Here is a 22,602-nt window from a genome sequence, read left to right on the forward strand (position 1 = left end):
CATGACCACCCCTAACAGGAACAGGCAGACCCTTATTCCTATGAAAATAAATAGGCTGTCACAACAACACCAGCCACTTAAAGCCAATGCTGTCAATATCCTTCTGAAGATCTCTTAATAATGTACCCTGATCCACACACCTTGATAAAGCAATACCCCCGCTATAACCAATCAGTCATACGGCAGCAGCCAAATTAGTGTCATATATAGCATACCCTGATCAAACCGCATATCAAAACGCAGCCCGCAGGATCTTATCTCATTCTTTGTAACCCGGAAATGTGGTTCGTGCAGTACCGAAAGAAGCAAAACATCTGTCTCATAGGCAATTCATAGGTGCTTCTGGCGCTATTCGTAAACTTGGGTTAATTCTTACTGTATTCGGTTAATATTTTTATACGATTTATTGTATCCAATAATATGAGCAAGATATCTAAATTGTTTGAATAATCCTCATATCTTTTACTTATTTCTACACGCACAGATACTAATGTCCTGAAGTTCAGTTCGCTTGACTTTTCAACAGTGGATAAGTCTCAAAAATACCAGCAGACAGATACAGATTGGGGAAAAATATACGCAAAAAATACCCCCCTAATTCAAAGATGGATCAATCGGGAAATTAGCCATGATCGCAAAATTCGCCCCCAGATTACGCAACGACTGCGGCCAGATCTGCTGCTCCTGCTCGTCAAAGATAATATCCGCCTTACTCTCCGATAATATCCACGACTTCTCATTAAACTCATGCTCCAGCTGACCGGTACTCCATCCGGAATAACCAATGAAAAACTTGATCCGGCTCATATCCAGCTGACCACTATTGATCAGCTCCACTACATGCTCAAAATTACCTCCCCAATAGATCCCCGGTATAATCTCAAATCCTCCCTGGATCAACTCCGGCTCCCGGTGCACAAAATGGATCGTATCCATCTGCACCGGACCTCCCAGATACACAGGAATATTCGCAATCAATACCTCCGGGATAAGCTCATCCAGCCGCTGATCAAACGACTTGTTTAATACAAAACCAAAACTACCCTTGTCCTGATGCTCACACAACAGGATCACAGAACGGGCAAAATTAGGGTCTTTGAGAAAAGGATCGGCAATGAGTAAAATTCCAGGAGCGAGAGAAACCATAAGCGTACATTTTTTGCCTATACCAAATTTAATGATTTGAATGCAAGATTTACAGTTATTTTTTAACGTTTATATTTGACTAATAATTGTTTATAACACCATCCGCCCTCCCCGGTTGAGCAACTACAGGTCCACCTTTCCCGTATCATTCCTATAACATTCCTATAGCGATCCTATACCTACACCCCGGATCGATTTTCATAATAAACCCATTTGCTTGGCGACCATAACGGACTAGTATACTCAAACTAGTAGCCGCCGTTTTCCTCATACTGCGACCACACCCGCCTGGCCAGCCTGCGATTTATCAGCTTCCTGGTTCCCATTACTTTGGCCATGCACACCTTCTGGACGTTTACCGATCCCATACAATGACAAATGGACCTCGTCCAATTCCTGAAAAATAAAATGAAAACGCATAGAAAAGGGGGGACTGCAGGCTTGCCCTTTCTGATGTGAAATAAACCCACACCAATCATATAATCAGAGAGAAAGAAAAAGTAAGGGAAAAATAAAAGGAGGCTAGAGAGCCTCCTTACCATTTTATCAACCAAAATCTAAATCGCTTATGGATCGAATCCATATCGATGTATGTAGAAACTTTATTTGCTTATTTGTAACTGAATACTATCAAATTTAGTACCAGATTGTAGGGCAAATTTACGTAAGAATCACATAAAAAAATCAGACAGTGCCCGTTAAAATTACGTTAAAGTGATGCTGTTTTGTGAAACGCAAGCTGGTAAGCAGTTTGAGCATTATAATTTTGTATCAATAGTTGCAGCAGCAATGAAAAATACAGGTGAGAAATTTATTTTTCGCAGTGCGGTTTTTTGCTCATCATATACACGTCACATTGACGTGAAAAAAAGTCGTGATTTAACAAAATAACTGACCGCCCGTAGCATTGTTGTGAGTATCTTTAAAGTTTACTGCCATTTATACATGATACCGCTAAAGAAAATATTTCCTGTCATCGTTGTTTTGATCACATTGTCCTTGCTGGGCATTATCTACATCCAGGTCAGCTGGATACGTAGTACCGCCATCCTCCGCAAGGAACAGATGGACCAGCATATCACAGAAGCCACCGACCTCGTTCGCGAAGCCATGGTCAACCGCCAGGGTACCGCCCTACGCCTCAAAATGGATCGTGTGGAACATACCGAAAAAGGACTCACATTTGATAGATACGAATTCAAACCTGCATACATCCCACCCGTTAGCAGCCGCTGGGAAATATCCGAAGTACGCCGCCTCATCGCCGATAAATTACGCGAACGCAAACTCGACACCACCTTCGGATTTGCCGTCTTCGGCAAAATCGCCTTCGGTAGCGAAATACGCATGCAATCCGCCAACTTCGCCAATATCGTCGAACAGGCCCGCTACGACAGCGCCGGATATGTCGCACAATATATCCCGCTCATCTCCAGCTACGAAAGCTTGAACGAACAATCCGAAACACTCGTTATCGTATTGTCCAACAGCAACAGAAACCTGCTCGCATCCCTCAGCTGGATGATCATCGGCGGCATCCTCTTTACCGTCATTATCATCACCGCATTCGCCCTCACCATCCGGACCATGCTCAATCAGAAAAAACTGTCTGAGATCAAATCCGACTTTATCAATAACATGACCCACGAACTGAAAACACCGCTAGCCACCATATCACTGGCCATCGATGCCATCGGCAACGAAAAAGTCATGGACAACCGCGATAAAATCCGATACTTCTCCGGTATCATCAAAGAAGAAAATAAACGCATGAACAAACAGGTGGAAAGCATCCTGCAATCCGCCCTCCTGGAAAAAAATGAGATCACCCTCAACCTCCAGGTCATCGACGCTCACCAGGTAATCCAAAATACCGTAGATAACCTCCAGCTACAGCTGGCAGCCAAAGGTGGAAAAGCAGAACTACGGCTCGATGCTATCAACCCGATCATCAAAGCCGACGACGTACACTTCTCCAACCTGATATTCAACTTGCTCGACAATGCCATCAAATACTCCCGGGAAAACCTGGAAGTCGTTATCGGCACCTATAATACACGCAAACACCTCGTTATCACCGTCACCGACAACGGCATCGGCATGACGCGCGATACCATTTCACGTATCTTTGAAAAATTCTATCGCGCTCACACCGGCAATGTACACAACGTAAAAGGTTTCGGCCTCGGCCTCGCATACGTAAAAGCCATCGTGGACGCTCACAAAGGGAAAATAAAAGTAGATAGCACCGTAGGAAAAGGTAGTAAATTCACACTCGAATTCCCACAGGAATAGTTACGTTACATCGGAAATCATCGAATCATGGCTTTATCAGAAAGAGAACTGGATCAATTCAAATATCCTATAGCCGTTCCCGGTATAGGAGTGGATATGCAGGAGAAAATAAGGAATTCACGTATACTCGTAATAGGCGCAGGTGGCCTCGGTGCCCCCATCCTCCAATACTTGGGCGCCATGGGCGTAGGGGTAGTCGTAATAGCCGATTACGCCGTCATCACCGCACAAGACATGCATCGCCAACAAATATACCAGATGCAGGACCGGGGAAAACATAAAGCCAAAATGGCCGCCAGCAGACTGTGGGCCACCAATCCATTCACCAAATATTTTGATATCGTCCGCCAGGTAAAACCCGAAAATGTGGAAAAACTGCTGCAAGGCATCGACTTCGTCATCGACTGCTCCCAGCACGGCCCCACTCACCTCATGGTCAACGATGCCTGCATCGTCAACAACAAACCTTTTATCATCGGGGAAGTACACAACTGGGTCGCCTGGTACGCCGGCTTTAACATAGCTCCCGCATCCGGCGAAGCTCCTGCTTCTTATCGCTGCAGCATCGCCCTCGCCGACGAATACCGCAACTTCGACGCCGGCGCCCTCGGCTCCACACATGCTACCACCGCCCTCATGATCGTCAATGAAGTACTCAAATACCTCATCGATGTACCAGGTGGTCTTGCCAACAAGTTCCATAGCCGCGACTTCCTGCACAATCGTTTTGAAGAACATAACCTGGTCGCAGATCCAGCCGTCATCACCGCCACAAAAGCGCAGGGCGTATTGTCCGCCGATGAATACCAGCTGGATATCGTACCCGATCCGGAAGACTAAATAACCAATCAATTTCACCTTTTATCCTGCTCCAATGCGCAGATTCCGTGTACTGTTATATTGGATGATCGCCTTTTATATACTGGTAGGAATAGGTATCTATGCCTTCCAGGAAACATTGATCTTCCACCCGGAAGGCCTGCCGGCCAACTATACCTTCCGGTTCAAAGAGCCGTTCGAAGAAATTCGCATCCCGGTCAATAAAAAAGAACAACTCAGCGCCGTCCTCTTCAAAGCCGCACAGCCCAAAGGAATATTACTCTACTTCCATGGCAATGCCCGCAATATCAACTGGTACGCCGATCGTACCACCGACTTCACCAAAGCCGGATACGATGTGCTCATGATGGACTACCGCACCTTCGGCAAAAGCACCGGTACCCTCACAGAAGAGGGAATATATACCGATGCCCTGCTCATGTATGATATCGCTCGCAAACGCTTCGAACCGGGTAAGATCATCCTCTACGGCCGCTCCCTCGGCACCGGCGTCGCCGCCCAGCTGGCCGCCGTCAGAGATTGTAGATCCCTCGTACTCGAAGCTCCCTACTATAGCGTAGATGACGTAGCCGGACACTTCGCTCCCTTCTACCCATATAGCCTCCTGCTGCAATACCGGTTCCCCACCTACCAATACCTGCCCAAGGTAACGGCGCCCGTCACCATTTTCCATGGCACAGACGATCACACCGTTCCCTACTCCTCAGGAAAACAATTGGAACAATTCTTTAAAAAGGGAGATACATTCGTTACCATTCAGCATGGCCATCATAACGACCTGGCAACAACGCCGCAGTATCAGCAGCGCATAAAGGAAATACTACAGTAACAATAGCCGGTGTACCGGCGTGTAACCACCGCACTACGATTTGTGCAGCTGTAACACACCGGTACGCTCACCTACCTTCAGATGATGGCGGGCGCCAAGCATCAGCGTATAATTCTCTACCTGGTGACCGGAAGGGAATCCGTAACACACAGGATATTTATAGTCCTTTACAATATTATGAATGATCTCATACTCCGTCTGACCAAAAGGTGTCACCGTCTCCTGGCCATCCGTAAATGTTCCTACCACCAACCCCGCCAGCTTATCCAGCCATCCGGCCCGCTTCAGATTATACATCATCCGGTCCACATTGTACCGGTACTCACCGATATCCTCCAGTAATAATATCTTACCCTTAGTATCCACCTGCGAACGCGTACCAGACAGGTTCGCCAACAAACACAAATTGCCTCCGGTAAGGATACCGCTGGCTTCACCCGTCCGGTTCAGCTCATGTGGCGCAAAACTGTATTTATATGCATTCCCTTTCAAGGCCAGCCGCAGACTGTCCACATATTTGTTCTCCGCAGTCTCCGGCTTAATACCACTACACATCACCGAGTGTAAAGTAGGAATGCCATACCGCTGCTGAATATGAGCGTGTAAAGTAGTCACATCACTGTAGCCACAAAGCCATTTAGGATGCTTCCGGAACTTCGTAAAGTCCAGCTTGTCCAGCAGGCAAACCAGACCATACCCGCCACGACCAAATACGATCGCTTTGATACTCGGATCATCCAGCATGTCCTGCAACTCCTCCAGCCGCAACTCATCCGGCGCGGAAAAATTGTGAAAGCTTGTCCCTACCGTAATCCCCAGATGCACCTGGAACCCCCAGGAACTCAACACCTCAGCAGCATACTCCGCTGCCTGCAACTCCATTTTACTGCTGGAACACGTCACGCCTATCAGATCCCCTTTTTTGAGGTATGGTGGAATTTTCATTATACGTTGCTTTAGTTACCTTTGCTGATTATTAAGCCACTGGCAGTGAAGAAATGGTATGACAAACAGATACCGTTCATTTATAACCAGGAGTTTACAGGGCTAAGTTGATAAATAGTTTTATACATTCCAACACCTGTACTAGTAAATAATTTTATTTAAGCATTCTTTAAGATAGCATGGCAAAATTTAATAGATATTTAATTACGGCAGCATTACCATACGCCAATGGACCCGTTCATATAGGCCATCTGGCTGGCTGCTACCTGCCTGCGGACATTTACGTGCGGTATTTACGCGCCCGCAAGGCCGATGTGAAATTTATCGGTGGTACCGACGAACATGGCGTTCCCATCACCATCAAAGCCATGCAGGAAAACGTATCCCCCCAGGACATCGTAGACAAGTATTACAAGATCATCAACGAGAGCTTCTCCGATATGGGGATCTCCTTTGATATATTCTCCCGTACCTCCAGGCAGATACACCACGAAACCGCCGCCGCCTTCTTCAAAAAGATGTACGACGATGGCCGCTTCGATGTAAAAGAAAGCGAACAATACTACGACGAAGTGAAAAATGTATTCCTCGCCGATCGCTATATCATCGGTACCTGCCCTAAATGTGGTAACGATCGCGCCTATGGCGACCAGTGCGAACGCTGCGGTAGCTCCCTCAGCCCCGACGAACTGATCAACCCACGCTCCGCTCTCAGCGATGCCACCCCCGTCAAACGCAAAACCAAACATTGGTACATGCCCCTCCAGAACTATGAGCCCTGGCTCAAAGAATGGCTGCTGGAAGGCCATAAAGAATGGAAAAATAACGTGTACGGTCAGTGTAAAAGCTGGATCGACAACGGCCTCCAAAGCCGCGCCATGACCCGCGACAGCTCATGGGGTGTTAAAGTTCCACTCCCCGACGCCGAGGGTAAAGTACTCTACGTATGGTTCGATGCCCCCATCGGATATATCTCCGCTACCAAAGAACTGACACCCGACTGGGCCGACTACTGGTGTAAAGATGATACCAAACTCGTACACTTCATCGGTAAAGACAATATCGTATTCCACTGTGTGATATTCCCAGCCATGCTAAAGGCCCATGGCGGATTCGTACTGCCGGAAAACGTACCCGCCAACGAATTCCTCAATATCGAAGGCGAAAAAGTATCCACCTCCCGCAATTGGGCCGTATGGGTACACGAATACGTAAAAGACTTCCCCGATCAACAGGATGTCCTTCGGTACGTACTCTGTAGCACCGCCCCCGAAACAAAAGACAACGACTTCACCTGGAAAGATTTCCAGGATCGTAATAACAACGAACTGGTAGCCATATTCGGCAACTTCGTCAACCGTACCATGGTGCTCATGCACAAACTCTGCGGGGGCAAAGTACCGCCCTTCCACATCGATATCAAAGATGACAAGGACGACCAACTGCTCAATGCCCTCCGGAACGGTAAAACGAAAATCGAAGAAGCCCTCGAAAACTTCCGCTTCCGCGACGCCCTCTCAGAAATGATGAACGTCGCCCGCGAAGGCAACAAATATCTCCAGGAAAAACAACCGTGGATACTGGCCAAAACACCAGAGTCCCAGGCCGAAAATCAACAGCAGATAGATAACTGCCTGCATCTCTGCCTGCAACTTACCGCCAACCTGGCCATCTTCTGCAACCCGTTCTTCCCCTTCACCGCACAGAAGATCTGCCACATGCTCAAAGTGGTAGACCGCGTACTGGATTGGGAAAATGCCGGCAGCCTCAAACTCCTTAGCGTAGGATACTCCCTCCGCCCACCTGAACTCCTCTTCAAAAAGATCGAAGACGACCAGGTAAAAGCACAGGTGGAAAAACTGCATGCCGGCCTCAAAAAAGCAACAGAAGCAGCCGCTCCGGCGCTAGCAACACCCGCAGCAGCAGAACCAGCACCGCCCAAACCGGAAATACAATACGACGACTTCGCCAAACTCGACCTCCGCGTAGGTACCATCCTCGAAGCAACCAAAGTGGAAAAAGCAGATAAACTGCTTAAACTACTGGTCGACATCGGCACCGAAAAACGAACCGTCGTATCCGGTATCGCCATGCACTTCAAACCGGAAGAGATCATCGGCCAACAGGTAACACTCGTCGCCAACCTCGCCCCGCGCAAAATGAGAGGCATCGAAAGCCAAGGCATGATCCTCATGGCAGAAGACAATGGTAAACTCATATTTGTTAACCCCGCCACCGCAGTAACACCGGGGAGCGGCGTAAGCTGATAACGTATACAACAAACATAAAAAGCAGGGGGGATACGACCAGTCGTATCCCCCCTGCTTTTTTAATAAAACCGCTGCCGGTCACAACTCCAACTCCATCTTAATATCCGCGCGCGCATACACGCCCCCGTCCAGCGGTATCGTAATGAATCCTAACTTCTTGTACAGGTTCACCGCCACCGCAGAGCCCTGCGTATTGGAATACAAAATGATCTTTTTAGCTTTCAGCTGCTTACCCTTGTCAATAATCGCCATCCCCAGCTTCAACCCGATATTACGCCCACGCATACGCTCATCTACCGTCATCTTCGTCATCTCATACACCCCCGGCCCCGCATATTTCAGCGCACAGGTACCTACCACCTCATCCGCATACACCGCCAGCAAGATCGCTCCGCCATCCTGCAATATCAGCTGCTCCGGATCACTCAACACATCCATATCCGTCTGCTCGACCGTAAATGCCTTCGAAATCCACGCCAGGTTCAACGCCTTAAAGGCCTCCCGGTAACGATCCGAATAATCCACAATAGATACCTGCTGATGGGTGGGCAATTGATCCACCTCGGTAGCCCGGCTGAAAAAACTCTTCTTCGCCAGCTCCTGCTCTGTCTCCGCAATCGCTTTCATAAGATTATTATTAGTGTCAGTAATCGTTTGTAAAGCAGTAACGATCTTGTCCCATACCGGCTTCATCCGCTCTACTAATTCCTGCGCCTTCGGCGTCAGCTTCACCAGCCGCTTCCTCGAATCCGTCTTGTCAGCCACCGACCGGATCAGCTTCTGCTTCTCCAGCTCTTTCAGCAAACTGATCGTCGACGGATGCGCATAACCAATCTCATTCGCCAACTCCAATACACTCAACGGCGACCGGTGCATCAACGTATAAATCACCGGAAACCACTTCGGCTCAAAATCTACCCCGAAATGCTGGTAGATCAGCTGACCGTCCTTCCGCAACTGATCACTCAACCGCTGCAACCGCGTCGATATCGCCAATACCCCCGAACTCGTAATTACATTTTCTTCCATATAATGTGCCGTCTGCTTTATTTAGGTTCAAAACTACGTAGTTGACTACATATTTCAAAATCCATCTTGAATTCCACATACTTACCTTGTCCGGTAGATATTTTTATATTTTACATTCTTTTAATCCATCTATAACAGATCACCGCCAAAAAACCTTAAATTCAAGCTTCATTTACACCTATCAACTGGCTATGCTATGAAGAGACATATCAACAAAGTGGCCGTATTGGGTTCCGGAGTAATGGGCTCCCGCATCGCCTGCCATTTCGCAGGCATCGGTGTACAAGTCCTCCTCCTCGATATCCAGCCAAAAGAATTAACCCCGGCAGAACAGGCTAAAGGTGCCACACTAGACAACCCCGCCGTAAAGAACCGCATCGTCAACGACGCCCTGCAAGCGACCTTGAAAGCCAACCCTTCCCCCGTATTCAGCAAAGAGGCCATCAGGCAGATACATACCGGCAACTTCACAGACGATATGCACCGCATCGCCGGATGCGACTGGATCATAGAAGTGGTAGTGGAAAACCTCGAGATCAAAAGCAAAGTGTTCGAACAGGTAGAACAACATCGCCGCCCGGGTACCCTCATCACTTCCAATACCTCCGGTATCCCCATCCACCTGATGACCGACGGCCGCAGCGAAGACTTTAAAAAACATTTCTGCGGCACCCATTTCTTCAATCCACCCAGATATCTCCGCCTGCTGGAAATCATTCCCACAACATATACCGACCCGGAAATAGTCAACTTCCTCATGGAATACGGCGACCTGTTCCTAGGCAAAACCACAGTTCTCTGTAAAGATACACCAGCCTTCATCGCCAATAGGATCGGCGTATTTTCTATCATGGCCATCTTCCACATCATGGAAGAAATGGCACTGGCTATCGATGAGATCGACCTGCTCACAGGACCCATCATCGGCAGACCCAAATCAGCCACCTTCCGCACCGCCGACGTAGTAGGCATCGATACCCTCGTAAGAGTGGCCAAAGGCGTCTCGGAAAATAGTCCCGAAGACGAAGCCAGAGATATCTTTAACATCCCTGCCTTCCTGCAACAGGTAGTAACCAACAACTGGCTGGGCGACAAAACAGGACAGGGATTTTATAAAAAGGTCAAAGGAAATACCGGTAAAGAGATACTAACACTCAACCTGCAGACCATGGAATACGGGCCTAAACAAAAGGCCCGCTTCGAATCCATCAGCGCTGCCAAAGCCATCGAAGATCTTAAAGAACGCATCCGCCTGCTGTCCGCAGCCACAGATAAAGCCGGTGAGTTCTACCGCTTATTCCACGCTTACCTGTTTTCGTATATATCTTTCCGTATCCCTGCTACCGCAGATGATATCTACAAGGTGGATGATGCCATGAAAGCAGGTTTCGGATGGGAAATAGGCCCTTTCGAAACTTGGGATCTCATCGGGATAGATACCGGTATCCGGGCCGCCGACGAATCGGGTAGGGGAGTAGCCCCCTGGGTCAAAACCATGCTGGAAAAAGGACATAATACCTTCTACAAGATCGAAAATGGGAGCAAACAATACTACGATCCGGCCACGGCCACTTATAAAACAATACCGGGCACAGCGTCTTTCATCATACTCGAAAACCGCGCAGCAAATACCGTATGGCAAAATAACGCCTGCCGCCTATACGACCTGGGCGATGGCACCGCCTGCATAGACTGGAAAACAAAGATGAACACCATCGGCGCAGCCGTACTTGAAGGGGTCAACAAAGCCATAGATATAGCAGAACGCGATTTCCGTGGCCTCGTTATCGGCAATGATGGCGCCAACTTCAGCGCCGGCGCCGACGTAAACATGATGTTCTCACTGGCCTCCGGCCAGCAATACGAAGACCTGGACAAAGCCATCCGCTGGTTCCAGCAAACCACCATGCGCATCCGCTATTCCGACATCCCCGTCGTACTCGCCGCCCATGGCCTCACCATCGGTGGTGGCTGCGAAATGAGCTTGCATGCCGATAAAGTCCAGGCAGCCGCAGAAACTTACATCGGGCTGGTAGAAATGGGTATCGGCATCATCCCCGGTGGTGGCGGTAGCAAAGAACTGACACTGCGCGCCAGCGACGAATTTAAAGAGGGCCGCATCGAAGAAGAACCGCTTAAAGACTACTTCATGACCATCGCCACCGCCAAAGTCAGCACCTCCGCACACGAAGGGTTCGGCATGAACATACTGCGCAAAGGCCGCGATGAGATCACCATGAACCAACATCGCCTCATCGCCGAAGCCAAAAACAGCGCCATCGCACTGGCCAACGAGGGATATACCCGCCCGCTGGAAAGAAAAGATATCAAAGTATTAGGCCGTAGCGCCCTGGGCGCCCTGCTGGCAGGGATCAACGGCATGCTCACCGGCAGGTATATCTCCGAACATGATGCTAAAGTAGCAGGCAAACTCGCCTATGTCATGTGCGGCGGCGACCTCAGCGAACCATCCCGCGTCAGCGAACAGTACCTCCTCGATCTCGAAAGAGAAGCCGTACTCAGCTTATGCACCGAACCTAAATCCCTGGAACGGATGCAAAGCGTGCTGACCAATGGCAAACCCATACGCAACTAAATTCCTGATAAACTAAAACTTACAAGATTGTCAATTTTATCCCTCCACAACATCTCCAAACGATACGGTCCCGTACAGGCACTGTCAGACGTATCGTTTGAAGTCCCGTCAGGTGCCGTATTCGGCATACTGGGGCCCAACGGCAGTGGTAAGACCACCCTGCTGGGTATCATCACCGACGTACTGAAAGCAGACCAGGGCTCTTTCACCTTGTTCGGCCAGCAGGGCTCCGCCACCCAACGCCGCCAGATCGGTACCCTGCTGGAAACAGCCAACTTCTATCACTACCTCTCCGGATACCAGAACCTCCGCATCGCCGCGCTCGTAAAACAAAGAAACGAAACTGACATCCCCAGAGTACTCGAACTGGCTGGCCTCACCGCCCGCCAGCAGTCTGCATTCAAAACGTACTCCCTCGGGATGAAACAACGCCTCGCCATCGCCGCCGCCCTGCTCGGAGATCCCCAGGTACTCATCCTCGACGAACCCACCAACGGCCTCGACCCCGTAGGGATCGCCGAAGTCAGAGAACTGATACAACGCCTCGCTGAAAGCGGCAAGACCATCATCATGGCCAGCCACCTCCTCGATGAAGTAGAAAAAGTCTGCTCACATGTCGCCATCCTCCGCAAAGGACAACTACTGCTGTCCGGCGCCGTAAACGAGGTCATGGCCAGGGAAGACTTCGCAGAAATAGCCGCCGCCGATCTGTCCGCACTACAGACCACCTTACTTCAACATCCGGCCGTCACCGCCGTCAGAATAAATGGTGCCGTCCTGCAGGTCAATTTTAAACAGACACTCTCCGCGGCCGCCCTCAATCAATATTGCGCAGAACAGGGTATCTGGCTCTCCCACCTCCAGATACGCCGCAAAAGCCTGGAAACCGCATTCCTCGAACTCACTAATACCCAGTCGTAATGAAAAATCTCCTCAGCATAGAATGGCAGAAAGTAAAGCATTATCGCACCTTCTGGATACTGTTATTCCTCAGCTGCGCCATCATACCCGCCACCAACTACGTTGTGCATAACGTCACCGACCAAATGCTCCAAAAAGCCCAGGGCCTCATCCTGCAGAACCCCTACGACTTCCCGCTGGTATGGCAAACCGTCGCCAACGTCAGCAGCTTCGTGAATATACTGTTCGGCCTGCTCCTCGTCATCCTCATTACCAACGAATTTACCTATCGCACACACCGTCAGCATATCATCGATGGCATGGAACGCCGGGATTTCGTATGGGGCAAAGTATACTGGATCGGAATACTCACCGCTATAGCACTCCTCATAGCCCTCGCCACCGCCGCAGGCTTCGGCCTGGCTTATGGCACTCACCCACTGAGCCTGGAATCCATGCAATACATGGCTTTCTATACCCTACAGCTGCTGGTATCACTCAGTATCGCCCTGCTCATCGCATTACTCATCAAAAGAGCAGGCCTGGCCATCGTCCTCTACCTGGCATACTGCTTTGTCATCGAACAGATTTTGGTGGTCATCGTTAAAAGAATAGTCGGACAACCTGGTGGACTACTCCCCCTGCAAGCCGGCGACGAACTGCTACCCTTCCCGGTCATCGACAAGTTCATCCCCACCCCCCGTTACCAGGATGGAGTATACATGGCCGCCCTCATCATCTACCTGGCCGTCTTCCTCTGGATCGCTTTTCGCAGGATGCAACGTGCAGACCTCTGAGCCCCAGCAGATAGCATACTTGGCCCGATATCTGCTGCCCTTAACATACTTTTAAACGGGATTCTATTGGATAGATGTTAAATTTGTTATAGAAAGAAAAAGAATACAAGTGACAGATAAAGAAAGGATCATACTGGTAACAAACGATGATGGAGTAACGGCGCCGGGTATACGTGCATTGATCGAAGCAGTAAGCCCCCTGGGCAAAGTCGTAGTAGTAGCTCCCGATAGCCCCCAATCAGGAAAAGGACATGCCATCACCATCGGCGTTCCCCTCAGGTTGAATCAGGTAGATATATTCGAAGGCATAGAAGCATGGCAATGCTCCGGTACTCCCGTAGATTGCGTAAAACTAGCCCGCGATAAAATACTCCATCGCCTGCCCGATATCTGCGTAAGTGGTATCAATCATGGAGCTAATCATTCCATCAATATCATCTACTCCGGTACCATGTCCGCCGCCATGGAAGCAGCTATAGAAGGCATCCCCTCCGTAGGCTTCAGCTTCCTCGACTATAGCTTCGATGCCGACTTCTCCATACCCAAACAAGTAGCCGCTTCAGTCACTTCCCGCATGCTGGAAAATAACTACCCTCCCGGCACCTTGTTTAATGTCAACATCCCCATGGCCTCCGCCGAAGAATTTAAAGGCATCAAAATATGCAGGCAGGCAGACGCCAAATGGGTCGAAGAGTTCGACGAAAGAAGAGATCCGCATGGCAAAAAATACTACTGGCTCACAGGAGAGTTCAGAAACCGCGATAACGGTCAAGATACCGACGTATGGGCACTGGAGAATAACTATGCCTCCCTCGTTCCCGTACAGTTCGATCTCACCCACTATAAAATGAAAGAACACCTGGAGAAAGAGTGGAAATAATCCATTTAATACATCACTATGGTCAGCAATAAAACGAATTCTCTCTTCACGCCATCCAATCGCCGCTTATCTGTATTGCTCATGCTAAAGAAAGATAATCTCATATTAGGAATCATTTTGGGCCTTATCACTCCCATCATAGGCTTCTTCCTCTACTACCTGCTGGTATTCGTACCAAACCACGTAGTATGGGCCGACTTCATGATGGCGGTCAGAACCAACAAACAAATGATACCCAAGATCATCAGCATCTGCCTGGTATTGAATGGCGTCGTATTCTACCTGTACACACAACGCCGTAAAGATATCACCGCCAAAGGTATCTTCCTGGTCACCATGCTGTATGCCATCACCATACTCCTGCTTAAACTGCTGTAAACAAACGCACAGCATAAAAACATACACCAGCGGGCGCATGCGGATAGCTGCGCCCGCTTTTATTTATAACAACCAGCATATATCATTAATTTGCAGAATTAATTAGCTATTATTGACCGCAAGATGAAGTACTATATCATAGCAGGGGAAGCGTCCGGAGACCTTCATGGCAGTAACCTGATCAAACAGATCATTCAACTCGACCCCACCGCAGATATCCGCTGCTGGGGAGGAGATATGATGCAACAAGCCGGCGGTAACGTCGTAAAACACTATCGCGACCTCGCATTTATGGGCTTCCTCGAAGTAGTACTCAACCTCCGCACCATCCTCCGTAATATGGATTGGTGCAAACAGGATATCGCCGCCTTTCAGCCTGATGTACTCGTCCTCATAGACTATCCGGGCTTTAACCTGCGCATAGCAGAATGGGCCCGCCCCCAGGGATATAAGATCGTATACTACATCTCCCCACAGGTATGGGCCTGGAAAGAAAGCCGCGTCAAAAAGATCCGCGAATGCGTCGACAAAATGTTATGTATCCTGCCATTCGAACAGGAATTCTATCATAAATGGAATTTCGAAGTAGACTACATAGGACACCCGCTCGTGGAAGTCATCAAAACAGAACAGGAAAAACCAGCCGACCCGCCATTGGCCAATAAACAGATCATCGCCGTCCTGCCCGGTAGCCGTAAACAGGAAGTAAGCGTGAAACTACCTATCATGCTTACAATGGCCAAACATTTTCCAGACTACCAGTTCGTAGTAGCACAAGCACCTAGCCTCGAAGATAGCTTCATGCAAAGCCTCACCGGTATCCATCCCAACGTCTCCACCGTCAAAGGCAAAACATATCCACTGCTGCGCCAGGCAACAGCAGCCCTCGTTACATCCGGCACCGCCACCCTCGAAACAGCCCTCTTCGGCGTACCCGAAGTAGTATGCTACAAAGGCAGCAGCGTATCTTACTTCTTCGCCAAAAGACTGATCAAAGTAAAATACATATCCCTCGTTAATCTCGTCATGGACAAACTGGTAGTGAAAGAATTGATACAACATGACCTCACAGAAGCAAACCTGCTGAAAGAACTATCACTGCTGCTCAATGATGAAACCACCCGCCGGCGCATAAAAACAGACTACGCCGAACTATGGAATAAACTGGGAGAGAAAAAAGCCTCCCGCCTCGCAGCAGAAGCCATCGTCAGCATAGCTGAATAATAACTACCGGCGGATCAGCTTAATGATCATAATGATCAACGCTATCAGGAACAACAGGATAGATATCCTGTTCATCCCGTGCATCATGGCTACATAAGTCGTCTTGGGTGCAGACGGATCCTTCTTGCCTATATAGAGGTAACGGAGTATTTGTTTCCAGATACTTTTCATAGTGCAAATATACATGCCTTACCCCACACATATCCGTAAACACCCTCAACGATATTAGCAGAATCCCCTTTTCTATATATTTTTGACAGATGAACAATGTGTTATGTTGGAGGAAAATTGGGCTCACTTCCTTGTTATTATGCATGCTGACGCATATCGCCACCGCGCAGCGATCCGAAGAAAAAATACTCGATAGCTGGGAATTCTCCCGTACAGATGATACACGCTGGAGAAAAGCCTCCGTCCCCGGCACCATCCACACCGACCTGCTGCAGCATCATCTTATTCCTGATCCACACGTCGGCATGAACGAGAAAGCCGTACAATGGATAGATAAAGAAGACTGGCAATACCGCACCGCCTTCGATGTGCCGGCAGACTGGACCGCACACGATGCCCTCGAACTCGAACTCCAGGGCCTTGATACCTACGCTGCCATCTACCTTAATGGGCAGCATATACTCAAAAGCAATAACATGTTCGTCGGCCGTACCGTCGATGTGAAAGAGGTCATAAGAACAGGGCGCAATGAATTACGCATCGTCTTCTACAGCCCGATCAAACACGATATGCCCAACTTCCTGCAAGATGGACTCATATATCCCGCTGGCAACGATGCCAGCGATATACCCCTCAGCGTATATGCCCGCAAAGCTCCTTATCACTACGGCTGGGACTGGGGCCCGCGCCTCGTCACCAGCGGCATATGGCGCCCCGTAAAACTGAGGGCCTGGGATAAAGTCACCATCCGCGATGCATGGATGCAACAACGGTCAATCACCGATGAACAGGCACAGATACAGGCCGCCATCACCGTATTTACCGCAGATGCAGGAAAATACAAAGTGGAGATCACCAGCAAAGACAATAGCTTCCGGCCCATACAGCAGAAAACATTCCTCTCAAAAGGCGAAGGCATTTTGCAACTGCCGTTTACCATCAACCAACCCAAACGTTGGTGGCCCAACGGATGGGGTACCCCTCATCTTTACACAATACAAGTCACCATATCTGATGACAAAGGCATACTGGCGCGAAAAGAAGTGAAAATAGGATTACGTACCATACAGGTCATCAACCGCCCCGACAGCCTGGGCGAAAGTTTTTACCTGGAAGTAAATGGCCGCCCCCTCTTTGCGAAAGGGGCTAACTACATCCCCCAGGATAACTTCCTGCCACGCGTCAGCGACAAAAAATACCAGCAGCTGTTCGCCGATATGAAAGCTGCCAACTTCAATATGGTACGTGTATGGGGGGGCGGCAGCTATGAAAACGATCGCTTCTACGAACTGGCCGATGAACAAGGTATGCTCGTCTGGCAGGATTTTATGTTCGCCTGCACCCTATATCCCTCCGGTAAAACATTCCTGGCAAATGTAAAAGAAGAAGCAGCATATAACATCACCCGCCTCCGCAACCACCCCAGCCTCGCTTTGTGGTGTGGCAATAACGAGGTCGGTGTCGCTATCAACAACTGGGGCTGGAAAGAGGGATACGGATATACCAACCAGCAATGGGAGCGTATGCTGAAAGGATACGAACAGCTGTTCAGGGAATTACTGCCACAACAGGTCGCCACTCTGGACTCCGGCCGTTTTTATTTCCATTCCTCCCCCATCAGCAACTGGGGGAAGAAAGAAGACTTTACCAAAGGAGATAATCACTACTGGGGCGTCTGGCATGGCATGGAGCCCTTCGATGCATTCCGCTCTCATATACCCCGGTTCATGAGTGAATACGGATTTCAATCCTTCCCTCAACTAGCCACCGTTCGCCATTTTGCCGGCGAACACGAAAATGACAGCTACTCCCCGTCCATGCTCTCCCACCAAAAGAGCACCACCCGCGGCAACCAGGCGATCAATACCTATATGTTACGCGACTACCGCGCTCCTAAAGACTTCCCCTCCTTCCTGTACCTGTCGCAGGTACTACAGGCAGAAGGGATGAAGATCGCCATGGAAGCACACCGGCAAGCCAAACCCTATTGTATGGGTTCCCTCTACTGGCAACTCAACGATTGCTGGCCCGGCCCCTCCTGGTCCGGTATCGACTACTTCGGACGGTGGAAGGCACTGCACTATTACGTACGAAAAGCCTTCGCGCCGGTAATGATCTCCGCCGTACAACAACAGGACTCCCTGCATACCTGGATCGTATCAGACGAACTGCAACCGCTGACCGCCATGCTCGAAATAACGGTCATGGATATACAGGGACATATCATCAATACCCACAAACAACAAGTGCACATCCCCGCCAATACCAGCAGCAAAGTATACGCCGCCCCCACTACCCAATTACTGGGGAAAGCGGATACCTCACGGGTAATATGCTATATGAAACTGGTAAAAGACAATAAGGTGCTGAGCGATAATGTACATTACTTTGCGAGTACAAAAGCATTACAACTGGAAAGACCGGCTATCGCAATTAGTATCACCCGGCAACAGGAAGAATTATACATAACGTTACGTACTGACAAACTGGCCCGCCACGTATATCTTTCCCTGAAAGACGATCCGGATGCCCGTTTCAGCGACAACTACTTCGATCTGCTGCCTGGTATGCCCGTAACGATCCGCCTGCACGCCGGACTGTCCACACAAGCAGCGCAACAGCAATTACAGGTAATGAGTTTGATTGACACTTATAAACATTGAACATGAAGAAACTATGGTCCACGCTGGCTGCCACCGTCCTGACAATCAGTGTCGCCTGCGCCCAGGAAGCAGAAATCCCTTATGTACCCGAGAAAGATCCGGCCGTTTTACAAAAGCTGGAAGAATGGCAGGACTGGAAGTTCGGGCTCATCATGCACTGGGGGCCCTACTCACAATGGGGCGTAGTAGAGTCCTGGAGCCTCTGCCCCGAAGATGAGGGCTGGACACAGCGTAAACCCGCGGGCATTCCCTACTACGAATACGTACAGAAATACGAAGCATTGGGCCGTACCTTCAACCCCACCAACTTTGATCCTGCCCGCTGGGCCAAAGCCGCTAAAGAAGCAGGCATGAAGTACCTCGTGTTCACCACCAAACATCACGATGGCTATTGCATGTTCGATACCAAACAAACAGATTATAAGATCACCGCTCCCAGTAACCCATTCAGTAAAGATCCACGCGCAGATGTCACCAAAGCCGTATTCGAAGCCTTCCGCAAAGAAGGTATCCACACCGGGGCCTATTTCTCCAAACCCGACTGGCATACCGAATACTACTGGTGGCCCTACTTCCCACCCAAAGACAGGAATGTTAACTACGATATCAAAACATATCCCCAACGCTGGGAACAATTCAGACAGTTCACCTACAACCAGATCGAAGAACTGATGACCGGCTATGGTAAAGTAGAAATACTCTGGCTCGATGGTGGCTGGGTACGCCCACTGAAACAACAAACCAAAGAATCACTGAGCTGGAGCAAACTCCCACCCCAGGACCAGGATATCAATATGCCAGCTATCACCGCCATGGCTCGCAAACATCAGCCGGGCCTCATCGTGGTAGATCGCAGCGTGCATGGCCCTTATGAGAACTATCGCACGCCCGAACAACAAATACCCGATAAGCCACTGGACTACCCCTGGGAAACCTGCATGACAATGGGTGGCTCCTGGTCATACTCCCCGGATGATAAATACAAATCCGTTACACAGCTCGTCCACAACCTCGTGGATATCGTAGCCAAAGGAGGTAACTACCTCCTCAATATCGGACCCGGCCCCGACGGTACCTGGCACGAAGCTGCCTATACCACCATGAAAGAGATCGGCAGCTGGATGAATACCAACGGAGATGCCATATACGGCACCCGCTCCATCGCCCCCTATAAAGATGGAAAGGTCTGCTTCACCCGTAAGAAAGATGGAAGCGTATATGCCATCTATCTCCTGGATGAAGGCGAACAACTACCAGCACAGATCAGCTTCAACGGCCTCCTGCCGGCACAAAATGCCCGGTTGTCCCTCCTAGGCAACAACACCCGCCTGAAATGGAAAAAAGAGGGAAATAAAGTGATGGTCACCTTACCTCCCAGCACACCACGAATAAAACCGCAACACGCGATCGCCATACATATTTCCGCGATCGAAAAATAATAAACAACAACGGCCGAAGTATCGCCATCACACCACCCTTTTTACCTGCCATCCGGCCGCGTAAAAAGGGTGGCCCTTTTTTAGAATGGATATACTACTTATCATATCGGTTATCTACTTATCATTTCGGTCTGTTTCCGCCACTGATAAGGACTCCGCACGCTAAAATACCTAATCATTTTTTACTTATTAACGTCTTGTTAACGAATCGAAGATTTTAATTCCCAAAATTGCAGGTACAAACGATAGGGGAGTCAGCTGTGTAACCTCAATGGCCACCAGATGGCCGATAGTTCCTTTTTCCAATCACTTAAAATTCTATACACTATGGTGCAGCACAAAGTACGTGTACTGCTGGTGGATGACGACGTGCAATTAGCCTGGGTTATAAAAAAGAATCTGGAAGACGAAGGCTATAAAGTAGTATACTGCTGCGATGGCGAAATGGCCTGGAGAAAATTCCAACGGGAGACATTCGACATTTGCCTGCTCGATATCGCAATGCCTAAAAAAGATGGACTCGCACTCACCCAGGAAATAAGACGAAGAAACATGATCATCCCCATCCTGTTCCTTACCTCCCGGACACTGGAAGAAGACCGCCTCGAAGGATTTAGAATAGGCGGCGACGATTATATCACCAAACCTTTCAGCATGAGAGAACTACTCCTGCGCATGAAAGTGTTCCTCCGCCGTAACGTCACCTGGCGATCCGATAACGTCACCTCCCACACCGTCGGCAAACTCACATTCAAATACGAACTCCTGGAAGTAGTCGACGACCAACAACAAAAGATCGGCGTACTCACCCCAAGAGAAACAATGCTGCTCAAATACCTGGTAGAAAATGCCAATAAAATTCTCAAACGATCCGATATACTCCTCAATATCTGGGGAAAAGAAGACTTCTTCTCCCGCAGAAGCATGGACGTATTCATTACCAAACTACGAAAACACTTACGCGCTGATCCCAACATTCACCTCGAAACACTACACAACGTAGGCTTCCGGCTCAATGTACCCTGATAATAGCACCCCAACCCCCTAACGCCATCAACCCCAACTATGCAAACGCCCTCATCAGATCATTAAAAACGTTCACCATGACTTATTCCCCGAGCAACCAACCCCGTCAGCAAATGAATGAAAGGCCTTACTATAACGACCCCCGCGAAAGATACAGAAAGGAAGAGCCATACCATGACCGCCAGGATCGTCATAACGATGGTTCATATAATAACGATCGGCGCAATGCCCCGCAACGCAACTGGCAAGACCATTCACAGCCTGACCAGCGTAAGCGCAAAAACTATGGCAAACAAAATAACTTCCGCCGTAACACCCGCCCCGATAAAAACACCGAAAGAAAACTCAACAAAATATATTTCATCGCCCTCCTGCCCAATGCCGCCGTCGGCAAAGAAGTGATCCGCCTCAAACAGGAATTCGCCCAGCTCTATGGCCCCGTCGCCGCATTGAAAGCAATGCCGCATATCTCCATACAAGTCCCGTTCACCGCCCACCCCGGCCTCGAAAGAGAATTAAGCCTCGCGCTCACCGAATTCGCCGCCTCCCAGCAGCCTTTCGAAGTTTTCCTCAACGGATTCGGATTCCAACCCCAACCCGATAAAAGAGTCATTTATATACAGGTAGAAAAAACACCACCCATCGTCAACCTCCACCTGCAACTCATATATTTCCTCCGCAAAGAGTTCGGCTTCAGCGAAATGTTAGCCAGAAAACGATTTACCCCCCATATCACCCTGGCCTTCAAAGACCTCGACGAAGACCAGTTTGCAGATGCCTGGCCCGACTATGAAAGCAGACCCTTCAACGCCGCCTTCCGCGTTAACAATATGTACCTCCTCCGGCACAATGGCCTCAGCTGGGAAGTATTGCAAAAATGCCCCCTTGGCGCCAATACTCCTCACTGATCATCCCCAAATTCCCTTTCCATTCACTCACTGACGGAGCGGTGATGACCAGCCGCTCCGGCCCCCCCCAATACCCACCTTCCTGACCAGGATGCCAGCACTCCCGTCCACCTCTCCCATAGTCCTCCTGTATCATTCCTATAGCCGTCCTATACCCATCACTCTCCCGCCAGCCGCACCTCCCCCTTCGATTGGCCGCAGTATTGTTTCACTAATACACATATTATCAGTATCTTATAGCAGATATAAGACGGCGCATTTCCCCC

Annotated in this window: 18 protein-coding genes; 14 read left to right on the forward strand and 4 right to left on the reverse strand. The window is 49.4% G+C overall.

The features are described 5' to 3' along the window. Window positions 1–594: 594 nt before the first annotated feature. A complete protein-coding gene (locus KTO58_RS28390; protein ID WP_095836166.1) occupies window positions 595–1,146 on the reverse strand; it encodes a YqgE/AlgH family protein in 552 nt (183 codons plus the stop codon). 945 nt (window positions 1,147–2,091) lie between these two features. On the opposite strand from KTO58_RS28390, the gene KTO58_RS28395 reads away from it, so the two are divergent. Genes KTO58_RS28395 through KTO58_RS28405 form a run of 3 tightly spaced genes read left to right on the forward strand, consistent with a single transcriptional unit; the run spans window position 2,092 to window position 5,110 of the window. Further along, window positions 2,092–3,441 carry a sensor histidine kinase gene (locus KTO58_RS28395; protein WP_225859965.1) on the forward strand — a complete coding sequence of 450 codons (1,350 nt, stop codon included), beginning with the start codon at window positions 2,092–2,094 and terminating at the stop codon, window positions 3,439–3,441. Between the two features lie 27 nt (window positions 3,442–3,468). Then, on the forward strand, window positions 3,469–4,281 hold the full coding sequence (locus tag KTO58_RS28400) for a HesA/MoeB/ThiF family protein (protein ID WP_095836165.1): 813 nt from the start codon (window positions 3,469–3,471) through the stop codon (window positions 4,279–4,281). 34 nt (window positions 4,282–4,315) lie between these two features. Continuing rightward, complete coding sequence (locus KTO58_RS28405; RefSeq protein WP_095836164.1) at window positions 4,316–5,110, forward strand: alpha/beta hydrolase; 795 nt, start codon at window positions 4,316–4,318, stop codon at window positions 5,108–5,110. A gap of 33 nt (window positions 5,111–5,143) precedes the next feature. Here KTO58_RS28405 and KTO58_RS28410 read toward each other — a convergent pair whose 3' ends face one another. Further along, window positions 5,144–6,055, reverse strand: a complete 912-nt coding sequence (locus KTO58_RS28410) for a S66 peptidase family protein (protein WP_095836163.1) — start codon at window positions 6,053–6,055, stop codon at window positions 5,144–5,146. Between the two features lie 179 nt (window positions 6,056–6,234). Between KTO58_RS28410 and metG the strand changes: the two genes are divergently transcribed. Beyond that, window positions 6,235–8,322 (forward strand): methionine--tRNA ligase, encoded by a 2,088-nt coding sequence (metG, locus tag KTO58_RS28415; RefSeq protein ID WP_095836162.1) that lies wholly within the window; start codon window positions 6,235–6,237, stop codon window positions 8,320–8,322. An 81-nt stretch (window positions 8,323–8,403) separates the two neighbouring features. Here the strand turns inward: metG and KTO58_RS28420 are convergent, their stop codons facing one another. Further along, window positions 8,404–9,354 (reverse strand): bifunctional helix-turn-helix transcriptional regulator/GNAT family N-acetyltransferase, encoded by a 951-nt coding sequence (locus KTO58_RS28420; RefSeq protein WP_095836161.1) that lies wholly within the window; start codon window positions 9,352–9,354, stop codon window positions 8,404–8,406. 196 nt (window positions 9,355–9,550) lie between these two features. On the opposite strand from KTO58_RS28420, the gene KTO58_RS28425 reads away from it, so the two are divergent. From KTO58_RS28425 to lpxB, 6 genes are all read left to right on the forward strand, one after another. Beyond that, window positions 9,551–11,950, forward strand: a complete 2,400-nt coding sequence (locus KTO58_RS28425) for a 3-hydroxyacyl-CoA dehydrogenase/enoyl-CoA hydratase family protein (RefSeq protein ID WP_095836160.1) — start codon at window positions 9,551–9,553, stop codon at window positions 11,948–11,950. 27 nt (window positions 11,951–11,977) lie between these two features. After that, the gene (locus KTO58_RS28430; RefSeq protein ID WP_095836159.1) at window positions 11,978–12,871 is read left to right on the forward strand and encodes an ABC transporter ATP-binding protein; all 894 of its coding nucleotides are present in this window, start codon (window positions 11,978–11,980) and stop codon (window positions 12,869–12,871) included. Further along, on the forward strand, window positions 12,871–13,647 hold the full coding sequence (locus KTO58_RS28435) for a DUF2705 family protein (RefSeq protein ID WP_095836158.1): 777 nt from the start codon (window positions 12,871–12,873) through the stop codon (window positions 13,645–13,647). The genes KTO58_RS28430 and KTO58_RS28435 overlap by 1 nt, the downstream gene beginning before the upstream one ends. Before the next feature lie 109 nt (window positions 13,648–13,756). Further along, window positions 13,757–14,527 (forward strand): 5'/3'-nucleotidase SurE, encoded by a 771-nt coding sequence (gene surE, locus KTO58_RS28440; RefSeq protein WP_225859966.1) that lies wholly within the window; start codon window positions 13,757–13,759, stop codon window positions 14,525–14,527. 18 nt (window positions 14,528–14,545) lie between these two features. After that, window positions 14,546–14,905: a hypothetical protein gene (locus KTO58_RS28445; RefSeq protein WP_157752691.1), complete on the forward strand. Its 360-nt coding sequence runs from the start codon at window positions 14,546–14,548 to the stop codon at window positions 14,903–14,905. A gap of 123 nt (window positions 14,906–15,028) precedes the next feature. Next, on the forward strand, window positions 15,029–16,129 hold the full coding sequence (lpxB, locus tag KTO58_RS28450) for a lipid-A-disaccharide synthase (protein WP_095836155.1): 1,101 nt from the start codon (window positions 15,029–15,031) through the stop codon (window positions 16,127–16,129). 3 nt (window positions 16,130–16,132) lie between these two features. Here lpxB and KTO58_RS28455 read toward each other — a convergent pair whose 3' ends face one another. Further along, window positions 16,133–16,300 carry a DUF6728 family protein gene (locus KTO58_RS28455; RefSeq protein ID WP_198315079.1) on the reverse strand — a complete coding sequence of 56 codons (168 nt, stop codon included), beginning with the start codon at window positions 16,298–16,300 and terminating at the stop codon, window positions 16,133–16,135. 143 nt (window positions 16,301–16,443) lie between these two features. On the opposite strand from KTO58_RS28455, the gene KTO58_RS28460 reads away from it, so the two are divergent. The 4 genes from KTO58_RS28460 (at window position 16,444) to KTO58_RS28475 (ending at window position 22,336) form a co-directional block, all read left to right on the forward strand. Beyond that, a complete protein-coding gene (locus tag KTO58_RS28460; protein ID WP_225859967.1) occupies window positions 16,444–18,963 on the forward strand; it encodes a beta-mannosidase in 2,520 nt (839 codons plus the stop codon). A gap of 2 nt (window positions 18,964–18,965) precedes the next feature. Beyond that, window positions 18,966–20,402 (forward strand): alpha-L-fucosidase, encoded by a 1,437-nt coding sequence (locus tag KTO58_RS28465; RefSeq protein ID WP_095836153.1) that lies wholly within the window; start codon window positions 18,966–18,968, stop codon window positions 20,400–20,402. Between the two features lie 327 nt (window positions 20,403–20,729). Next, entirely contained in the window at window positions 20,730–21,428 is a 699-nt protein-coding gene (locus tag KTO58_RS28470) for a response regulator transcription factor (protein WP_095836152.1), read from the forward strand. Window positions 21,429–21,505: 77 nt separating this feature from the next. Beyond that, complete coding sequence (locus KTO58_RS28475) at window positions 21,506–22,336, forward strand: 2'-5' RNA ligase family protein (protein ID WP_095836151.1); 831 nt, start codon at window positions 21,506–21,508, stop codon at window positions 22,334–22,336. Window positions 22,337–22,602: the final 266 nt, after the last annotated feature.

It is taken from the genome of Chitinophaga pendula, from assembly GCF_020386615.1.
GTDB classification, from domain to species: domain Bacteria; phylum Bacteroidota; class Bacteroidia; order Chitinophagales; family Chitinophagaceae; genus Chitinophaga; species Chitinophaga pendula.

Bases quoted from the DNA above. Each gene is read 5' to 3' on its own strand.
- KTO58_RS28390 (WP_095836166.1), bottom strand. From the start codon at position 1,146: ATGGTTTCTCTCGCTCCTGGAATTTTACTCATTGCCGATCCTTTTCTC.
- KTO58_RS28395 (WP_225859965.1), top strand. From the start codon at position 2,092: ATGATACCGCTAAAGAAAATATTTCCTGTCATCGTTGTTTTGATCACA.
- KTO58_RS28400 (WP_095836165.1), top strand. From the start codon at position 3,469: ATGGCTTTATCAGAAAGAGAACTGGATCAATTCAAATATCCTATAGCC.
- KTO58_RS28405 (WP_095836164.1), top strand. From the start codon at position 4,316: ATGCGCAGATTCCGTGTACTGTTATATTGGATGATCGCCTTTTATATA.
- KTO58_RS28410 (WP_095836163.1), bottom strand. From the start codon at position 6,055: ATGAAAATTCCACCATACCTCAAAAAAGGGGATCTGATAGGCGTGACG.
- metG (WP_095836162.1), top strand. From the start codon at position 6,235: ATGGCAAAATTTAATAGATATTTAATTACGGCAGCATTACCATACGCC.
- KTO58_RS28420 (WP_095836161.1), bottom strand. From the start codon at position 9,354: ATGGAAGAAAATGTAATTACGAGTTCGGGGGTATTGGCGATATCGACG.
- KTO58_RS28425 (WP_095836160.1), top strand. From the start codon at position 9,551: ATGAAGAGACATATCAACAAAGTGGCCGTATTGGGTTCCGGAGTAATG.
- KTO58_RS28435 (WP_095836158.1), top strand. From the start codon at position 12,871: ATGAAAAATCTCCTCAGCATAGAATGGCAGAAAGTAAAGCATTATCGC.
- KTO58_RS28445 (WP_157752691.1), top strand. From the start codon at position 14,546: ATGGTCAGCAATAAAACGAATTCTCTCTTCACGCCATCCAATCGCCGC.
- lpxB (WP_095836155.1), top strand. From the start codon at position 15,029: ATGAAGTACTATATCATAGCAGGGGAAGCGTCCGGAGACCTTCATGGC.
- KTO58_RS28455 (WP_198315079.1), bottom strand. From the start codon at position 16,300: ATGAAAAGTATCTGGAAACAAATACTCCGTTACCTCTATATAGGCAAG.
- KTO58_RS28460 (WP_225859967.1), top strand. From the start codon at position 16,444: ATGCTGACGCATATCGCCACCGCGCAGCGATCCGAAGAAAAAATACTC.
- KTO58_RS28465 (WP_095836153.1), top strand. From the start codon at position 18,966: ATGAAGAAACTATGGTCCACGCTGGCTGCCACCGTCCTGACAATCAGT.
- KTO58_RS28470 (WP_095836152.1), top strand. From the start codon at position 20,730: ATGGTGCAGCACAAAGTACGTGTACTGCTGGTGGATGACGACGTGCAA.
- KTO58_RS28475 (WP_095836151.1), top strand. From the start codon at position 21,506: ATGACTTATTCCCCGAGCAACCAACCCCGTCAGCAAATGAATGAAAGG.